Consider the following 16,105-nt stretch of genomic DNA (forward strand, 5'->3'; position numbering starts at 1 on the left):
AGTGAGCAGCAACCACACCGCCCGGGATCGTTTCCGGGGCCGTACCGCCGTCGTGACCGGCGCCAGCCGGGGCATCGGACTGGCCGTCGCCGAACTGCTCGTGTCCGAGGGGGCACGGGTCTGCCTCACCGCGCGCAAGGCCGGTCCGCTCGAAGAGGCCGCGGCCGCGCTCCCCCCGGGCAGTGTCGTCACCGTCGCCGGCCGGGCGGACGACCCCGAGCACCGGCGCGAGGTCTTCGACACCGTCGCGCGCGAGTTCGGCGGCCTCGACGTCCTGGTGAACAACGCGGGCATCAACCCGGCCTACGGGCCCCTCACCGAGCTGGACCTCGACGTCGCCCGCAAGGTGCTCGAGGTCAACGTCCTCGCCACCCTCGCCTGGGTCCAGGACGCGGCGGCCCACCCGGTTCTGGACTTCGCCGAACGCGGCGGGAGCGTCGTGAACCTCTCCTCCGTGACCGGGGAGACCCCGTCACCCGGCATCGGCCTCTACGGGGTGAGCAAGGCGGCGGTGTCCCACCTGACCAGGACGCTGGCCGTCGAGCTCGGTCCGGCGATCCGTGTCAACGCCGTGGCGCCGGCCGTGGTGAAGACGCAGTTCGCCGAGGCCCTCTACGAGGGCAAGGAGGACGAGGTCGCCGGGGGCTACCCCATGAAACGGCTCGGCCTCCCCGCCGACATCGCCTCCGCCGTGGCGTACCTGGCCTCGGACCAGGCCTCCTGGGTCACCGGCCACGTCCTCACCGTCGACGGCGGCCTGACGGCCGCCGGCGGCACCGCGTGAGAACCGCACCCGAGTCCGCACCCGAACCCGAAAGGACCGTCATGCCCTTCAGTGATCTCCCTCCCGAGGTGGAGGAGCTGCGGCAGCGCACGCGCCGGTTCGTACGCGAGATCGTCGTCGACGAGGAGCCCGCGCCGGGCGGACGCCTCGACCGGGTCACGCGCGACCGCCTGCAGGCGGCGGCTAAGGAGGCCGGTGTCTTCGCGCCGCTCGTGCCGAAGGAGTACGGCGGGCAGGGTCTGCCCATCGAGCACTGGTCGCCGGTCCTCCAGGAGGCCGGCTACTCGCCGATCGGTCCCTCCGCGCTCAACTGCATGGCCCCCGACGAGGGGAACATGCACATGCTCCACCTCGTCGCCACCGAAGAGCAGAAGGAGCGGTACCTCGTGCCGCTGGCCGCGGGGGACGTCCGGTCCTGCTTCGGCATGACCGAGCCCCACCCGGGGGCGGGCTCCGACCCGGCGGCGCTGCGGACCCGGGCCGTGCGCGCCGGCGGCGGCTGGGTCATCGACGGTCGCAAGCGGTTCACCAGCGGTGCCGTCGGCGCCGGGTTCTGCATCGTCATGGCGCGGACCCCGGCCGTCGACGGCTCCCCGGAGGGGGCCACCATGTTCCTCGTCGACATGACGAACCCCGGCATCCGGGTCGGCGAGCCGATCCACACCGTCGACCGCGCGATCGACGGCGGCCACCCGCACCTGTACCTGGAGGACTGTTTCGTCCCCGACGACGCGGTGCTCGGCGAGGTCGGACTCGGATTCCGTTACGCGCAGGTACGGCTCGGCCCCGCCCGGCTCACGCACTGCATGCGGTGGCTGGGTCTGGCCCGGCGGGCGCACGACATCGCCCTCGACCGGGCGGCGCGGCGGGAGCTGTTCGGCGGTCCGATCGACTCGCTCGGTCTGGCGCAGCACCTGATCGCCGAGTCCGTGATCGACATCGAGACCTCCGACGCGATCATCACCAAGACCGCCACGCTGCTGCACAGCGACCCCAAGGCGGGCTCGGCGATGTCCTCGGTCGCGAAGGTGCACTGCTCGGAGGCGATCTTCCGGGTGATCGACCGCGCGATCCAGATCTGCGGCGGGGACGGGGTCTCCGACGGCCTCCCGCTGGCGCAGTACCTCAACGAGGCCCGCCCGTTCCGCATCTACGACGGCTCCAACGAGACCCACCGGTGGGCCATCGCCCGCCGAGCCTCGGCCGGCCGCAGCGCCGCGGTCCGGGCCGGCGAGTCGTACCAGGGCGACGCGGTCACGGGTCGGGACGGGGGCGCGTGATGCTCACCGTCCCCGACGGGGTGGAGGTCGTCGCGAGCCGGGAAGCGGCCCGGCACCTCGAAAGCCCTCCCCTGCTGGTGGTCGACGCGGTCACCGGCTTCCTCGACGCGCACGGCGTCGGGCGCGGTCCGCTCGCGTGGCGGCGCATCGGCGACGGCCACTCCAACATCACCTATCTGATCGAGCGCGGCGGCGACCGCGTCGTCCTCCGGCGTGGTCCGCGGCCGCCGCTGCCGAGGTCGACGCACGACATGGTGCGCGAGGCCCGCGTCCAGAAGGTCCTCCACGGACACGGGATACCCGTCCCGGAGATCCTCGCCGTCTGCGAGGACGAAGCCCTCCTCGGCGTGCCGTTCTACCTCATGAGCCACCTCGACGGGACGGTCGTCACCGACGCGGTCCCGGCCCACCTCTCCCCTCCCGAGCAGCGGGGCGCGACCAGCGAGGCGGTCGTCGACACTCTCGTCGCCCTGCACGGCATCGACGTGTCCGGAGGGGAACTCGCCTCCCTGGGCTCGCCCGACGGCTACCTACGCCGCCAGGTCGACCGTTTCAGTGGGCTGTGGGAAGTCAACGCATCGCGCACCCTGCCCGCGGTGGAACGCATCGCGGACTGGCTGGTCCGCAACCTGCCGACGAGCCAGGCGGCCTCGGTGGTGCACGGTGACTACCGCATGGGCAACCTCATGTTCGCCCCCGAGGCACCGGCCAGGGTTCTCGGGATCCTGGACTGGGAGATGGCCACGCTCGGTGACCCGCTCGCGGACCTGGGGTATCTGACCGCCACCTGGTCCGAGGCGGGCACGCCCTCCACTCCCCTGGAGCTGACACCGGTGACCCGGGCGCCCGGCTACCTCACCCGGCGCCGGCTGGCGGACCGCTACCGGTCCGGCACCGGCCTCGACCTCACCGCGCTCCCCTGGTACCAGGCCCTCGCGCTGTGGAAGGCGGCGATCTTCTGCGAGGCGATCTACGCCCGCTGGCAGCGCGGCGAACGCCCGCACGACACGGACTTCGGCCCGTCGCTCGAAACGGGTGTCCCCCGGCTGCTGGCCACGGCGGCCCAGTACGCCGGTCTGATCTCGACTCCTCGCGCCTGACACCCGACGGCGTTCCGGCACCGCCCCACCCCTCGGTACCGGACGTCACTCCGCCCTGCCCGAACACAGTGAAGGAGCAGCCATGAGCAACTCGAAGACGGACCCCGGGGCAGCGACCGGGAAAAGAGACCGCCCCGCACCCACCCTGCGGTCGAGGCGCAAGTCCCTCTTCGCCAGCACGGTCGGCAACGTCCTGGAGTGGTACGAGTGGAGCGCCTACGCGGTGTTCGCACCCTTCATCGCCACCGTCATGTTCAACCCGTCCGACCGGGTGTCGGCGCTGCTGTCGACCCTGGCCGTCTTCGCGGTCGGCTTCCTGATGCGCCCGCTGGGCGGCATCGTCTTCGGGCGGATCGCCGACCGGCGGGGTCGCAAGTTCGTGCTGGTCACCACCATGCTGATGATGGCCGGCGGCAGTCTCGTCATCGGCCTCATGCCCACCTACGCCTCGATCGGGGCCTGGGCCTCGCTGATCCTCCTGCTCTCCCGCATGGCGCAGGGATTCGCCCACGGCGGCGAGTCGGCGACGGCCAACACCTACGTCGCGGAGATCGCGCCGAGCGAGAGCCGCGGGCTGTGGGGGAGCATCGTGTTCGTCGCGATCTTCGGCGGTTCGGCCCTCGCGTACTCGGTGGGCGGGGCGGTGACGTCCGTGCTGTCCGACGGCGCCGTCGCCGAGTGGGGCTGGCGCGTCCCCTTCCTCCTCGGCGCCCTCCTCGCCCTCGCGGCGCTCTGGCTGCGCCGCAGCATGGACGAGAGCGAGGTGTTCGCGGAGGACAGGGCCGAGGACGGGACGGACGACGGGGCCCGGCCGCTGCCCCGAGGGCAGGTGGTTCGCGCCGTCCTGCTCGTGATCACGATGACCTCGGGAATCACCGCCGCCCACTACACCTGGACCTCGTACGTGTCCACGTACGCCATCACCCGGATGGGCATGGACGCCGGCGTGGCCTACTGGTGCTCCGTCGCGGCGCAGTGCATCGCCCTGATCACCCTCCCGATGTGGGGACGCCTCTCCGACAGGGTCGGACGCCGTCCGATGATGATCGCGTTCGCGGTGCTGATGATCGTCCTGCAGATCCCCCTGACCGAGCTGATCGGCCCGGAGGGCTGGACGCTCCTGGTGGCGTCCTCGATCGCGCTCGCGGTCGTGGCCGTCCCCGGGGCGCTCCTGTCGGCCACGATGGCGGAGAACTTCCCGACTCGGGTCCGGACCCAGGGCATCGGGTTCGCGTACTCCGTCTCCGTCGCCGTCTTCGGGGGCACCGCGCCCTATCTGAACCAGCTCTTCGTCGAGTGGGGGGCGGCCCGGCTCTCCAGCCTCTACATCATGCTGCTGTGCTCCTTCACGGGTCTCGCGTGCTACCTCATGCGGGAGACCCGGGGCATCCACCTCAAGGACGCCTGACGCGGTTCACGGCGTGGCGGGAGGCAGGGTGAAGCGGAAGGCGCCCGCCCCGCCGCCCAGTTGGAGCCAGAGGTACTGGGGCTGGGTGACGACGCGCAGGGCGACGGCGGCGCAGCCGGGGCAGCGGGCGGTCAGGCCGGGCTCGGGGCCGTAGACGTGCAGTTGGGCCACGGTGGCGGGCCGACGGCAGGAGGGGCAGAGCCGCCACGCCGTGGTCGGGTCGACGGCGAAGACCTCTCCGAGCGGCCCGGCCAGGGCGTTGCCGTCGAGGTACAGGGGGTGCTCGTTCATGGAGGGCTCCTCACCGTGCGGCGTGGGGTGTCAGCCGAAGCGTTCGGTACGGATGCGGTCGGGCGCGTGTCCGGCGGCCAGGAGGAGGGCGCCGGCGTGCTCGACGAACCCGGTGGGGCCGCAGACGTAGCAGCGTGCCTCCACCGGGGACGACAGGACCGGCAGGTCGCGTTCCGTCATGCGCCCCGGGGGGCGTTCGGAGCCGTCCGGCGCGGTACGGGTGTAGAGGCGCCGCACGCCCACAGTGCCGCCGGCGCTTCCGGCGGCGTCGAGTTCCGCGGCGTACCAGACCTCGTCCGGGTCGCGTACGGAGTAGAGGAGGGCGCAGGAGTCGTCCGACTCCGACGCGAGCCGGGCCCGGAGCATCGCCATCAGCGGCACTATGCCGGAGCCCCCGGCGACCAGGAGAAGCGGGCCGGGGTCCTGCGGCGTCCACACGAACCAGCCGCCGAGGGGCCCTTCGACCTCCACTTCGGCGCCCACGGGGAGGTCGTCGGCGAGGTACGGGGAGACCTCGCCCCCGAACGCCGCCTGGACGCCCAGTTCGATCACGTCGGCGTCGGCGGGGGCGGCGAGCGAGTAACTCCGCACGGCCCGGTAGCCGTTGTCGGCGGTCAGCCGTACGTCGACGTGCTGCCCGGGCAAGTGTCCCTGCCATCGGGGGACCTCGAACCTCAGGGTGCGGCCGGTCGCGGTCTGCTTCGTCCGCTCCGTGAGGCGGGCCCGTCGCCACCCGTGCATCAGTCGCTCCAGTGGCGCTGCTCGCGCCAGGGGTCGCCGTAGTCGTGGTAGCCGGCGGACTCCCAGAACCCGGGTTCGTTCTCCGGGGTGAGGACGAGGCCCTTGACCCACTTGGCCGACTTCCAGAAGTACAGGTGAGGGATCACCAGCCGGGCCGGGCCGCCGTGGTCCGGGGAGAGCGCGTAGCCGTCGAAGGAGTGCGCCAGCCAGGCCTTGCCGCCGGTGACGTCCTCCAGCGGGAGGTTGGTGGTGTAGCCGTCGAAGGACTCGGCGACGACGAAGTCGGCGGCGGTCCCGACCTGGTCGAGGAACGCATCGAGGGGGACGCCGCGCCAGCGGGTGTCGAACTTCGACCAGCGGGTGACGCAGTGGATGTCGACGGTGGGCTCCTCCTGCGGGAGCGCCATCATCTCCTCCCACGTCCAGGTGCGGCTCTCGCCGGTCTCGGCGGTCACGGTGAACGACCACCGGTCGGTGGGGATGTGCGGGGTGGGGCCGGCCGACAGGACGGGGAACGATTCCGTCGGGTACTGCCCGGGCGGCAGCCGCGCCATGAGGTCGTGGGCCTTGCCCCGGAACCCGGGTGACAGCTCGCCCATGGGTTCATTCCTCCCGCTCGAAGTCGGCTTTCGCCCGTTCCTCGTCGCGGTCGGCCTGGCCCGCGGCGTACAGCTCGCGCACGAACGTGCGGGCGTACTCGGGAGGGATGCCGGTGCCGAGCCGGAGCAGGCGGTCCGTCCAGGGGGCGAGAGGGTCGCCGGATTCGTTCATGGGGACCTCCCCGTGGGAGTGGAGGGGTGCGCCTGTCTGCCGGTGGCAGACCCGGCGGGGCGGTCGTCCCTGGGGCCGCTCCTTGTCCTCCCTCCCATGGTCCCCGCCTGCCGTACGGGTGCAACCCGGCGGCCGGAGGCCCTGCGGTGCGTCCGGCGGTCGGACCGGGGCCGGCGGTCAGACCGGGACGAGTCCGAGTTCGGCGCAGCCGTGGCGGAGCGCGTCGAGCCCGAAGGCGGTGACGGGTCCGACGACGCCGGGGGTGGCGTCGGGGCCGGTGGCATCAGAGCCGGTGGCGAGGCGGTCGGCCGCCCAGGCGAGGAGTTCGCCGGTGAGGGTGTAGGGGTTGGGTCCCTCCAGGTGGACCTCGGCGAGCGGGGTCCGGCTCCGGGCGCCCGCGTCGGCGACGGCGACGACGTGGGAGGGGATCCGCGCGCGTAGGGCGGCGTCGGGGCCGCCCGGCGGGCCGGCCAGCAGGGGGCGGGTCAGCACGTCGGTGATCCGGTCGCCCGCCGGGAGGCGCGTGGCGGCGTTGACGAGGGCCGAGTAGAGGGAGAGGGGGCGGCTGAGTGCGGGGAACCAGCCGTTGTAGACGGTGACGGCGTCGAGGGCCGGGAACTCCTCGGGCAGGAACAGCACTTCGGTGCCGGAGACGAGGAACGCGGACTTGCGACGGCCCCGCACGGTGAAGCGGCGGACGCGGGAGGCGGTGCGTTCGTCGACGAGCCGGTGCCGGTACCAGCGTGCCGAGGGCAGGGTCAGGCCGTCGCGCATGGTGGTGCGCGTGCCCCGGCTGATGCCGCGCCAGATGGGGCCGGTGGAGAAGTAGCCGACGCCGACGGCCCGCGCGGCCGGCCCCGCCTCCCGGAGGGCGAGGGCAGCGGCGAGGAGGCCCGGCACGTAGTCGTAGCCGAAGGCGGGCAGCATCACCGCGCCGGTCTCCCGGGCGCGCCGGTGGTGCCGGGCGTGGAGGGTGCGGACGAAGCCGACTTCGCCGCTGGAGTCGAGGTAGTGGGCGCCCGCGTCGGCGGCGGCCTGCGCGACGGGGAGGCCGAAGCGTTCGAAGGGGCCGACGGTGGTGATCAGGACGTCGCCGCGGCGCAGGTGCTTCCTCAGGTCGTCGGGGGTGGCGGCGTCGACGGTCAGGTGGTCGAGGCCGCCGGAGCGTGCGGCGAGGGCGGCCAGTGCGGCGGGGTCGCGTCCGGCCACCGTCGGCTCGACGCCCCTGCGGAGCAGGGCGTCGAGGACGAGGCCACCGGTGTAGCCGGTGGCGCCGAGCAGGATGATGCGGCTGTTCATCGCTTCCTTCCCAGGAGCGGATGGGTCCGGGACACGGTCTTGGCGATGAGCGCGAAGGACCGGGAGGTGTGGGGCGCGTAGACGAGGCGGAGGGTGTCGGGCCACGTGGGCTTGGAGAGGACCGGCTTGTGGTGGCTGAAGGTCTCGAAGGACGTCTTGCCGTGGTAGGCGCCCGTGCCGGATTCGCCGACGCCGCCGAACGGCAGGTTCGGCACGCCGAGGTGGATCATCGGGGCGTTGCGGACGAGCCCTCCGGACGAGGTCTGCTCCAGGAGGGTCCGCCAGGCCGTCTTGTCGCGGGTGAACGCGTACAGGGAGAGGGGCTTGTCCCGGGCGTTGACGAAGTCGACGGCCTCGTGGACGTCCCGTACGGTCAGGACGGGGAGGATCGGGCCGAAAATCTCCTCCGACATGGCGGGGGCGCCGGGCGGCACGTCGGTCAGGACGGTGGGGGCGATGTAGCGTTCCCCGGCGTCGTGGTCGCCTCCGGTGAGGAGATCGCCTTCCGCCATGAGGCCGGTCAGGCGCTGGTAGTGCCGGTCGTTGACGATGCGCCCGTAGTCGGAGCTGGTACGGGGGTCGTGGCCGAACATCTGTTGGACGACGCCCGGCAGCGCGGCCAGCAGCGGGTCGCGGGCGGCGCGGGTGACGAGGACGTAGTCGGGGGCGACGCAGGTCTGGCCGGCATTGGTGAACTTGCCCCAGGCCAGGCGGCGCGCGGTGATGGCCATGTCGGCGGTCTCGTCGATGAAGACGGGTGATTTGCCGCCGAGTTCGAGGGTGACGGGGGTCAGGTTCTTCGCCGCCGCGGTGGCCACGATGCGGCCGACGGTGCCGTTTCCCGTGTAGAAGATGTGGTCGAAGCGCTCCGCGAGCAGCAGGGTCGTCTCCTCGACCGCTCCTTCGACCACGGCGACGGCCTCGAGGTAGCGGGGCAGGAGGTCGGCGAGCAGGGCGCTGGTGGCGGGGGCCAGTTCGCTGGGTTTGACGACGGCCGCGTTGCCGGCGGCCAGGACGCCGACCAGCGGGTTCAGGGTGAGGGTCAGCGGATAGTTCCAGGGCGCGATGATCAGGCAGACGCCGAGGGGTTCGGGGTGGACGCGGGCCGTCGCCGGTTTGATGTTCAGGGGTACGGCGACCCGTCGGGGCCGCATCCAGCGGTCGAGGTGGCGCAGGGCGTGCTCGATCTCGGCCAGGACGCCGCCGATCTCGGTGAGGTGGGACTCGGTGCGGCCCTTGCGCAGGTCGTCGTAGAGGGCTTCCTCGATGGCCGGGGTGTGGTCCCTGAGGAGGCGGCGCAGGGCGTGGAGCTGGCGGCGGCGCCAGGCCGCCGGCCGGGTGATACCGGAGTCGAAGACGGCCCGGAGTCGTACGACGGTCTCCGGTATGTCCTGGTCCTGCTGGGTCACGGACGCGGTGGTGCCGGTCATGGGCGCGAGCCTTCCGGACGGTGGGGCGGGGGCGGTGTGCCTGTCGGGCAGTGGGGGACGGGGGCGGGGGGCGGGGGGCGTACCGGGCGGCGGGGCGAGGGTGGTGCGCGTACCGGGCTTCAGCGCGCCGCAGTGGCCTTCACATCGGCGACGATGCGTTCGGCGAGGCTCTCGGAGGACGGCGGGTTCTGCCCGGTGTACAGGTTGCGGTCGACCACTACGTACGGCCTGAGCGGGAGGCGGGCCTTGGAGTACTCCGCCCCGCTCTCCCGCAGCCGGTCCTCAAGGAGCCAGATCGCCTTGCGGCCGAAGCTGTTGAACTTCTCCTCCAGGTTCGAGAGGCCCGTCATCCGGTAGCCGGTGAAGGGCCACGACCCGTCCTCGTTCTTCGCCGCGAACGCGGCCGCCGGCGCGTGGCACAGCAGCGCCAGTGGCTTGCCCGAAGCGAGGACCCGGGTCAGCAGCGCGCCGGAGACCGGGTCGACCGACAGGTCCTCCATCGGGCCGTGTCCGCCCGGGTAGAACACCACGTCGAAGTCGTCCGGGTCGATGTCGTCCAGTGATCGGGGACTGTTCAGCTCGTCCTGGATCGAGTCCAGGTACGCGGCCACCTCGCGCAGCTTCGAAGGCCAACCGGCCGTCTTCGACATGCTCAGCCGGTCGAGCGTCGGAACCTTCCCGCCCGGGGTGGCGAGGGTGATGTCCCATCCCTCCCGGGAGAAGATCTTGTGCGGCATCGCCAGCTCTTCGCCCCAGAAGCCCGACGGATGCACCTCCCCGTCCCGCAACGTCCAGCGATCGGCCGCGGACACGACGAACAACACCCTGGTCACCACAAACCCTCCTCCTGCCGAGGCGGTCCCGCCGCCGAAGCGGTGGACACGCATCTGCCGATATAAGGCGCAAATGGCCTTGAATCATCATCCGCCCCACGAGGGGCATGGGCGACCGGCACCCGCTCGGGGCCTCGCACTTCATGACTGACACAGTACGTCACTTCTGGCACAGACTGCCAAGTCTGACACTGTTAGCCTTTCTGCATGAGGGAGAACACCGCACCCGGCCTGCGCATGAAGACCCGCCGGGCCGTCACCGAAGCCCTGGCCGACACCGCTCTCGACCTCTTCGACAGCAGGGGTTTCGACCAGGTCACCGTGGCCGACGTCGTCGCGGCGGCGGGCATCTCACAGCGCAGCTTCTTCCGCTACTTCAGCAACAAGGAGGACGTCGTCTTCGGCGACCGCATCCCCTCCGCCGAGGAGGTGCGGGACGAACTCCTCCGACACATCGACGACGCCCCCGCCTGGGAGGCGCTGCGCGCCACCTTCCGTACGGCGGCGCTCCAGATGGACGCCGACGAGGGGCGCTGGAAGCGGGCGACCCGCGTCATCTGCCACACGCCCGGCCTGCGCGCGCGCTACCTGGAGAAGCACCTGGCCTGGACCGACGCCCTCACGCCCGAGATCGCGTCCCGGATCGACCCTGGCGGCCCGAACGGCTCCGGCGATCCGGCCGGCGCCGGCAGTCCCGACGCGGAGCTCAGGGCCCATACGATGATCAACACCGCGCTGGGCTGCTTCGACGTCGCCCTCGCGCGCTGGGCCGACGGCGGCACGGACCTCTCCCTCGCCGCCCTCGTCGACGACGTGTTCGGGTTCGTACGGTTCCCCCACGCCTGACCGGCCCCTCCCCCGGGGCGCCGCACCCCGGGTCCGCGCGGTCCGCGACACCGGTCGCCCGCCTCACGAGGAACGAAAGGGCGGCGCCGTTAAGAGAGTCGGCGGCGGGCCCTGCGGCCGGGTTGCGGAGGGCAGAAGGGGCGCGAACGATGGAGGCGGGCGCGACGCCCGGGGCGGGGGCCGCAGCCACGGTCGGCGAGGCCGTGCGAACAGGGCACTCACGTGCCCGTGACATGGAGCGGACATGACCGATCTTCCTCCTCCGATTACGCCCTATCTCGAACCGGCGGCGAAGGAGCTGTGCGAGGCGACCGATCCCCACCCGCGGATCTACGAGGTTCCGCCGGAGAAGGGCCGCGACATCCTGCTCGGCCTGCAGAGCGACGTGAGCGTGCCCCGTCCGGAGGTGGACGAGGAGTGGGTCGACGTGGACGCGGGCGAGTGGGGCACCGTCCGCACCCGGATCATCCGGCCCAAGGGAGTCTCCGGACCGCTGCCGGTGGTCTTCTACATCCACGGCGCCGGCTGGGTCTTCGGCGACGACAAGACCCACGACCGGCTCTTCCGCGAACTCGCCGTCGGCGCGGGCGCCGCGGGCGTCTTCCCGGTCTACGACCGCGCCCCGGAGGCGAAGTACCCCACCCAGGTCGAGCAGAACTACGCCGTGGGCCGGTGGGTCCTTCAGCACGGCGCCGAGCACGGCCTGGACACCTCCCGGATCGCGGTGACCGGCGAGTCGGTCGGCGGCTGCATGTCGGCCGTCTTCGCGCTGATGAACAAGGAGCGCGGCGGAATCGACCTCAAGGCCCAGTGCCTGCTCTACCCGGTCGCGAACGCCGACTTCGACACCCCCTCCTACCTGCAGTTCGCCGAGGGCTACTACCTCACCCGCGACGGCATGAAGTGGTTCTGGGACGCCTACACCACCGACCCCGCCCAGCGCGCCGAACACCACGCCTCCCCGCTCCGGGCCACCCTGGACCAGCTCAAGGGGCTCCCCAAGGCCCTGGTCATCACCGACGAGGCCGACGTCCTGCGCGACGAGGGCGAGCAGTACGCCAACAGACTCCGCGAGGCCGGCGTCGACGTCACCTCCGTGCGCGTGGCCGGCATGGTCCACGACTTCCTCCTCCTCGACAGCCTCCGCGACACCCGCGCCGCCAACGTCGCTCGCAAACTCGCCGTCGACTTCCTCACCACCGCCCTCCACGACAACTGACCCCCCCCACCCGACACGGGCCCGGACCACCGTCCGGGCCCGTCGTTCGTCTGCGACGCAGCACACATCCCTCGATGTTTACGTTGATTACATTCATGCGCTAATGTGAGTAGTGCACACATCGCAAGCGTTCACGAGGGAAGAGAAAACGGAATGACCAGCGAACTGTTCGCACCGCTGTCCCTGCGCTCCGGGCAGGTGCTGAAGAACCGGATCGGGAAGGCGGCCATGGAGGAGAACATGGCCGGGGCCGGCCAACTCCCCGACGAACGCATCCTCACGCTGTACCGGCGCTGGGCCGCCGGCGGCGCCGGGCTGCTGATCACCGGCAACGTCATGGTCCACGCCGAGGCGCTGACCGGACCCGCCGGTGTCGTGCTCGACGAGCACGCCCCCCTGGAGCCGTTCACCGAGTGGGCGAAGGCCGGCAAGTCCGACGGGGGCGCGATATGGATGCAGATCAACCACCCCGGACGTCAGGTGGCCTCCGACATGCCCGGCGTGGTGTGGGGGCCGACCGACATCGGCGTCAGCCTGGGCAAGCACAGCAGCCGCTTCGGCAAGCCGACCGCCATGACCCCGCAGCAGATCGAGGAGACCGTGGCGCGGTACGCCGTCACGGCCCAGCGCGCGGAGAAGGCCGGCTTCGACGGGGTGGAGGTCCACGCGGCCCACGGCTACCTGCTCTCGCAGTTCCTCTCCCCTCTGGTCAACAAGCGCACCGACCGGTGGGGCGGATCACTGGAGAACCGCGCCCGGATGCTCCTCGACATCGTCCGCGCCGTGCGGGCCGCCGTTTCGCCGTCCTTCACGGTCGCGGTCAAGCTCAACTCCGCCGACTTCCAGCGCGGCGGCTTCGACGCCGACGACGCCCGCCAGGTCATCGAGATGCTCGAACCCCTCGGCGTCGACCTCGTCGAACTCTCCGGCGGCAGCTACGAGAGCCCCGCCATGACCGGCCGCTCCACCGACACCCGCACCCGCGCCCGTGAGGCGTACTTCCTGGACCTGGCCAAGGACCTCGTCACGACCAGTCCGCTCCCCCTGATGCTCACCGGCGGCATCACCAAGCGCGCCACCGCCGAGCAGGTCCTCGCCAGCGGTGTGTCGGTCGTCGGCATGGGCACCGCCCTCGCCGTCACCCCCGACCTGCCCGACCGCTGGAGCAAGAACTGCGAGGCCGACCGCTCCATACGTCCGGTGAACTGGTCCGACAAGGCCCTCGCCTCCGCTGCGAGCATGGCCCAGGTCCGGCACCAGATGCGCCGCCTCGCCCGTGGGAGCAGCCCCCGGCCCGGCACTCACCCGGCGATCGCCCTGGTCTCCGAGCAGCTCAAGCAGCGCAAGGCCCTGCGCGGCTACCGCACCTGGCTGGCCGGGCCCCGGGGCGAGGTCTGACCGACCCCGCCGAGACCGATCGACCCGGGACCGCCCCCTCCCCGGATTCGCCGGGCATCTCACACTCCCCAGTGTTGACACTGCAAACACCGCGCCCTACAGTCATGTATGCACCGCACACATCAGAGAGGAACCCCGCCATGTCTTCGTCTTCGAGCCGGCAGAAGGACACCGTCAAGGTCGACCTCGGAGGCCGTGAGGTCACCGTCCCCAAGGGGGGCCTGTACGACCGCTACCGCATGGCCCCCGACCTCGACGCGATCGCCCGCGACCCGCGCGTCAGCGGTGTGGACTTCTTCCGGAAGATGCCGAAGGTCAAGGTCGACTCGCCGATCGGCCCCACGCTCACCCCGAACTTCTACTACGCCGTCTCGACCGCCCGGCTGACGATGATCGCGCCCTCCCGTGCGATCCGTGCCCGGCTGCCCGAGGAGCTCTCGCCGCTGGAGGTCGCGCCGGGACTCGGCCTGGTCTCGGTGATGTTCTTCCGCTACGACGTGTGCGACATCGACTTCTACACCGAGGCGGCCGTGGGCATCGCCGTGAAGCCCGCGCGGCACGGCAAGCTCGGCTTCTTCGACCTCGTCTCGGGCCTGAAGAACGAGCACCTGCACTCCTACGTCCTGTCCCTGCCGGTGAACTCGGAGATCGCGCAGGTCCGGGGCCACGACGGCTACGGCTTCCCCAAGTGGGTCACCGACCTCGACGTCTCCATCGACCACCACCGCACCACCGCGCGCGTGGCCAACGACGCCGGCGGGGTCGACCTGGCCCTCCTGACGAACACCCCGGCCCAGCGCGCCTACCCGAGCGGCGAGCGCGTCGGCTCGCTCACCTCGTACACGACGATCGACGGCGCCTGGCACTCCACCCTGAACCAGACCAACGTCCTGAACGCCGGAACGACGCGCAGCACCAAGGGCGTCACCCTCCAGCTCGGGCAGGGCCGCATGTCCGACGACCTGCGCTCGCTCCAGCCCAAGCGGACCATCCAGTTCGACGTCATGACCGAGGGCCAGGCCGCCCTGCACATGCCGGTCCCCACCTCGATCCAGAGCCGCAGCAAGTAACAGAGGAGTCCTGCCATGGCCACCGCATCCACCGCCCCGAGGACCACCCGCGGTCCGAGCCTTCCCGTGACCGTCACCCCGTCCTTCCTCCAGCACCTGACCTCCCGGGTCTCGGCCGCGCCGAACGCCGCCCGGGTCACCACCACCGCCCCCTACACCGGCGTTCCCCTGGCCGACCTCCCGGTCTCCACCCCCGGAGACGTCGAGGACGCGTTCGCCCGCGCCCGCACCGCGCAGAAGACCTGGGCCACCACACCGATCGCGGAGCGCAAGAAGGTCCTGCTGCGCTACCACGACCTGGTCCTCGCCCGTCAGGACGAGGCGCTCGACCTGATGCAGGCCGAGAACGGCAAGACCCGGCGCGACGCGTTCCTCGAAGTCGTCGACATCGGCATCGTCTCCCGCTACTACGCCCGCAACGCCGCCAAGTACCTCAATCCCAAGCGGCGCAAGGGCGCGATCCCGCTGCTCACCCACACCACCGAGCTGCGCCACCCCAAGGGCGTGGTCACCGTCATCTCGCCGTGGAACTACCCGCTGAGCATGGCCGCCAGCGACACGATCGCCGCCCTCATGGCCGGCAACGCCGTCGTGCAGAAGCCCGACACCCAGACCGCGCTCACCGCCCTGTGGTCGATGGACCTGATGTACGAGGCGGGCCTGCCCGAGGGCGTGTGGCAGATGGTGATCGGCCGGGGCAGCTCCATCGGCGGCGCCCTGATGGACAACGCCGACTACATGATGTTCACCGGCTCCACCGCCACCGGACGCCAGATCGCCGCCGACGCCGGCAAGCGCCTGATCGGCGCCTCCCTCGAACTCGGCGGCAAGAACCCGATGATCGTCCTGGACGACGCCGACATCGACAAGGCCGCCGACGGCGCGGTGGCCGCCTGCTTCCCCTCCGCCGGACAGCTCTGCGTCTCCGTCGAACGCCTCTACGTGGCCGAGTCCATCCGGGACGCGTTCGTCGCCGCCTTCACCGCCCGCACCGAGAAGCTCAAGCTCGGCGCCGTCTACGACTACAGCGTCGACGTCGGCAGCCTCACCACCCCCGCCCAGCTCAAGACGGTCACCGAGCACGTCGACGACGCCGTGGCCAAGGGCGCCACCGTCCTTGCCGGCGGCAAGGCCCGCCCCGACCTCGGCCCCCTCTTCTACGAACCGACGATCCTCACCGGCGTCACCCCCGACATGACCCTGCACTCCCACGAGACCTTCGGCCCCGTCGTCTCCCTCTACACCTACCGCGACGTCGACGACGCGATCACGCAGGCGAACGCCACGGCCTACGGCCTCAACGCCAGCGTCTGGTCGCGCAACGGCGCCCGGGGCCGGGCCGTCGCCGCCCGCGTCCACGCCGGCACCGTCAACGTCAACGAGGCCTTCGCCGCCGCCTGGGGAAGCGTCGACGCCCCCATGGGCGGCATGGGCGACTCCGGACTCGGCCGCCGCCACGGCGCCGACGGCATCCTCAAGTACACCGAACCCCAGACCGTCGCCCACCAGCGCATCCAGGGCTTCTACCCTCCGTCGGGCATCAGCCCCGAGACCTGGACCTCGCTCCTCACCAACGCGCTCAAGGTCATGAAGGCGGCCGGATTCCGCTGAACGCCCGGCACCGAACGGCACCGA

General features: G+C 71.6%; 16 protein-coding genes. 9 read left to right on the forward strand and 7 right to left on the reverse strand.

The features are described from left to right. Window position 1: 1 nt before the first annotated feature. The 4 genes from ACIQKA_RS11800 to ACIQKA_RS11815 all read left to right on the forward strand — a co-directional run bounded on the left by ACIQKA_RS11800 (window position 2) and on the right by ACIQKA_RS11815 (window position 4,572). Window positions 2-784 (forward strand): glucose 1-dehydrogenase, encoded by a 783-nt coding sequence (locus ACIQKA_RS11800; protein WP_391095464.1) that lies wholly within the window; start codon window positions 2-4, stop codon window positions 782-784. A 41-nt stretch (window positions 785-825) separates the two neighbouring features. Continuing rightward, a complete protein-coding gene (locus ACIQKA_RS11805; RefSeq protein ID WP_391095463.1) occupies window positions 826-2,064 on the forward strand; it encodes an acyl-CoA dehydrogenase family protein in 1,239 nt (412 codons plus the stop codon). Continuing rightward, on the forward strand, window positions 2,064-3,164 hold the full coding sequence (locus ACIQKA_RS11810; RefSeq protein WP_402540962.1) for a phosphotransferase family protein: 1,101 nt from the start codon (window positions 2,064-2,066) through the stop codon (window positions 3,162-3,164). The genes ACIQKA_RS11805 and ACIQKA_RS11810 overlap by 1 nt, the downstream gene beginning before the upstream one ends. 82 nt (window positions 3,165-3,246) lie before the next feature. After that, window positions 3,247-4,572, forward strand: coding sequence for an MFS transporter (locus tag ACIQKA_RS11815; protein ID WP_402540793.1), 1,326 nt, complete (start codon window positions 3,247-3,249; stop codon window positions 4,570-4,572). Between the two features lie 6 nt (window positions 4,573-4,578). Here the strand turns inward: ACIQKA_RS11815 and ACIQKA_RS11820 are convergent, their stop codons facing one another. From ACIQKA_RS11820 to ACIQKA_RS11850, 7 genes are all read right to left on the reverse strand, one after another. After that, window positions 4,579-4,863, reverse strand: a complete 285-nt coding sequence (locus ACIQKA_RS11820; RefSeq protein ID WP_391095457.1) for a DUF6510 family protein — start codon at window positions 4,861-4,863, stop codon at window positions 4,579-4,581. Between the two features lie 30 nt (window positions 4,864-4,893). Then, complete coding sequence (locus ACIQKA_RS11825) at window positions 4,894-5,604, reverse strand: FAD-binding oxidoreductase (RefSeq protein ID WP_391095455.1); 711 nt, start codon at window positions 5,602-5,604, stop codon at window positions 4,894-4,896. After that, on the reverse strand, window positions 5,604-6,203 hold the full coding sequence (locus ACIQKA_RS11830) for a molybdopterin-dependent oxidoreductase (protein WP_391095454.1): 600 nt from the start codon (window positions 6,201-6,203) through the stop codon (window positions 5,604-5,606). The genes ACIQKA_RS11825 and ACIQKA_RS11830 overlap by 1 nt, the downstream gene beginning before the upstream one ends. Before the next feature lie 4 nt (window positions 6,204-6,207). Beyond that, window positions 6,208-6,375, reverse strand: coding sequence for a hypothetical protein (locus ACIQKA_RS11835; RefSeq protein ID WP_391095452.1), 168 nt, complete (start codon window positions 6,373-6,375; stop codon window positions 6,208-6,210). Between the two features lie 177 nt (window positions 6,376-6,552). Beyond that, window positions 6,553-7,674 (reverse strand): saccharopine dehydrogenase NADP-binding domain-containing protein, encoded by a 1,122-nt coding sequence (locus ACIQKA_RS11840; protein WP_402540797.1) that lies wholly within the window; start codon window positions 7,672-7,674, stop codon window positions 6,553-6,555. After that, window positions 7,671-9,104: an aldehyde dehydrogenase family protein gene (locus tag ACIQKA_RS11845; RefSeq protein ID WP_391095448.1), complete on the reverse strand. Its 1,434-nt coding sequence runs from the start codon at window positions 9,102-9,104 to the stop codon at window positions 7,671-7,673. Before ACIQKA_RS11845 ends, ACIQKA_RS11840 begins: the two co-directional genes overlap by 4 nt. Window positions 9,105-9,223: 119 nt before the next feature. Continuing rightward, a complete protein-coding gene (locus ACIQKA_RS11850) occupies window positions 9,224-9,937 on the reverse strand; it encodes a DJ-1/PfpI family protein (protein WP_391095447.1) in 714 nt (237 codons plus the stop codon). Between the two features lie 207 nt (window positions 9,938-10,144). On the opposite strand from ACIQKA_RS11850, the gene ACIQKA_RS11855 reads away from it, so the two are divergent. The 5 genes from ACIQKA_RS11855 (at window position 10,145) to ACIQKA_RS11875 (ending at window position 16,081) form a co-directional block, all read left to right on the forward strand. After that, a complete protein-coding gene (locus ACIQKA_RS11855; protein WP_391095445.1) occupies window positions 10,145-10,783 on the forward strand; it encodes a TetR family transcriptional regulator in 639 nt (212 codons plus the stop codon). A 244-nt stretch (window positions 10,784-11,027) separates the two neighbouring features. Next, on the forward strand, window positions 11,028-12,002 hold the full coding sequence (locus ACIQKA_RS11860; RefSeq protein ID WP_402540800.1) for an alpha/beta hydrolase: 975 nt from the start codon (window positions 11,028-11,030) through the stop codon (window positions 12,000-12,002). A gap of 153 nt (window positions 12,003-12,155) precedes the next feature. Beyond that, window positions 12,156-13,400, forward strand: coding sequence for an NADH:flavin oxidoreductase/NADH oxidase family protein (locus ACIQKA_RS11865; RefSeq protein ID WP_391095442.1), 1,245 nt, complete (start codon window positions 12,156-12,158; stop codon window positions 13,398-13,400). 140 nt (window positions 13,401-13,540) lie between these two features. Continuing rightward, the gene (locus tag ACIQKA_RS11870) at window positions 13,541-14,470 is read left to right on the forward strand and encodes an acetoacetate decarboxylase family protein (protein WP_402540802.1); all 930 of its coding nucleotides are present in this window, start codon (window positions 13,541-13,543) and stop codon (window positions 14,468-14,470) included. Between the two features lie 15 nt (window positions 14,471-14,485). Beyond that, a complete protein-coding gene (locus ACIQKA_RS11875; protein ID WP_391095439.1) occupies window positions 14,486-16,081 on the forward strand; it encodes a succinic semialdehyde dehydrogenase in 1,596 nt (531 codons plus the stop codon). Window positions 16,082-16,105 lie beyond the last annotated feature (24 nt).

Source organism: Streptomyces sp. NPDC092045 (assembly GCF_044756005.1).
Classification (GTDB): Bacteria; Actinomycetota; Actinomycetes; order Streptomycetales; family Streptomycetaceae; genus Streptomyces.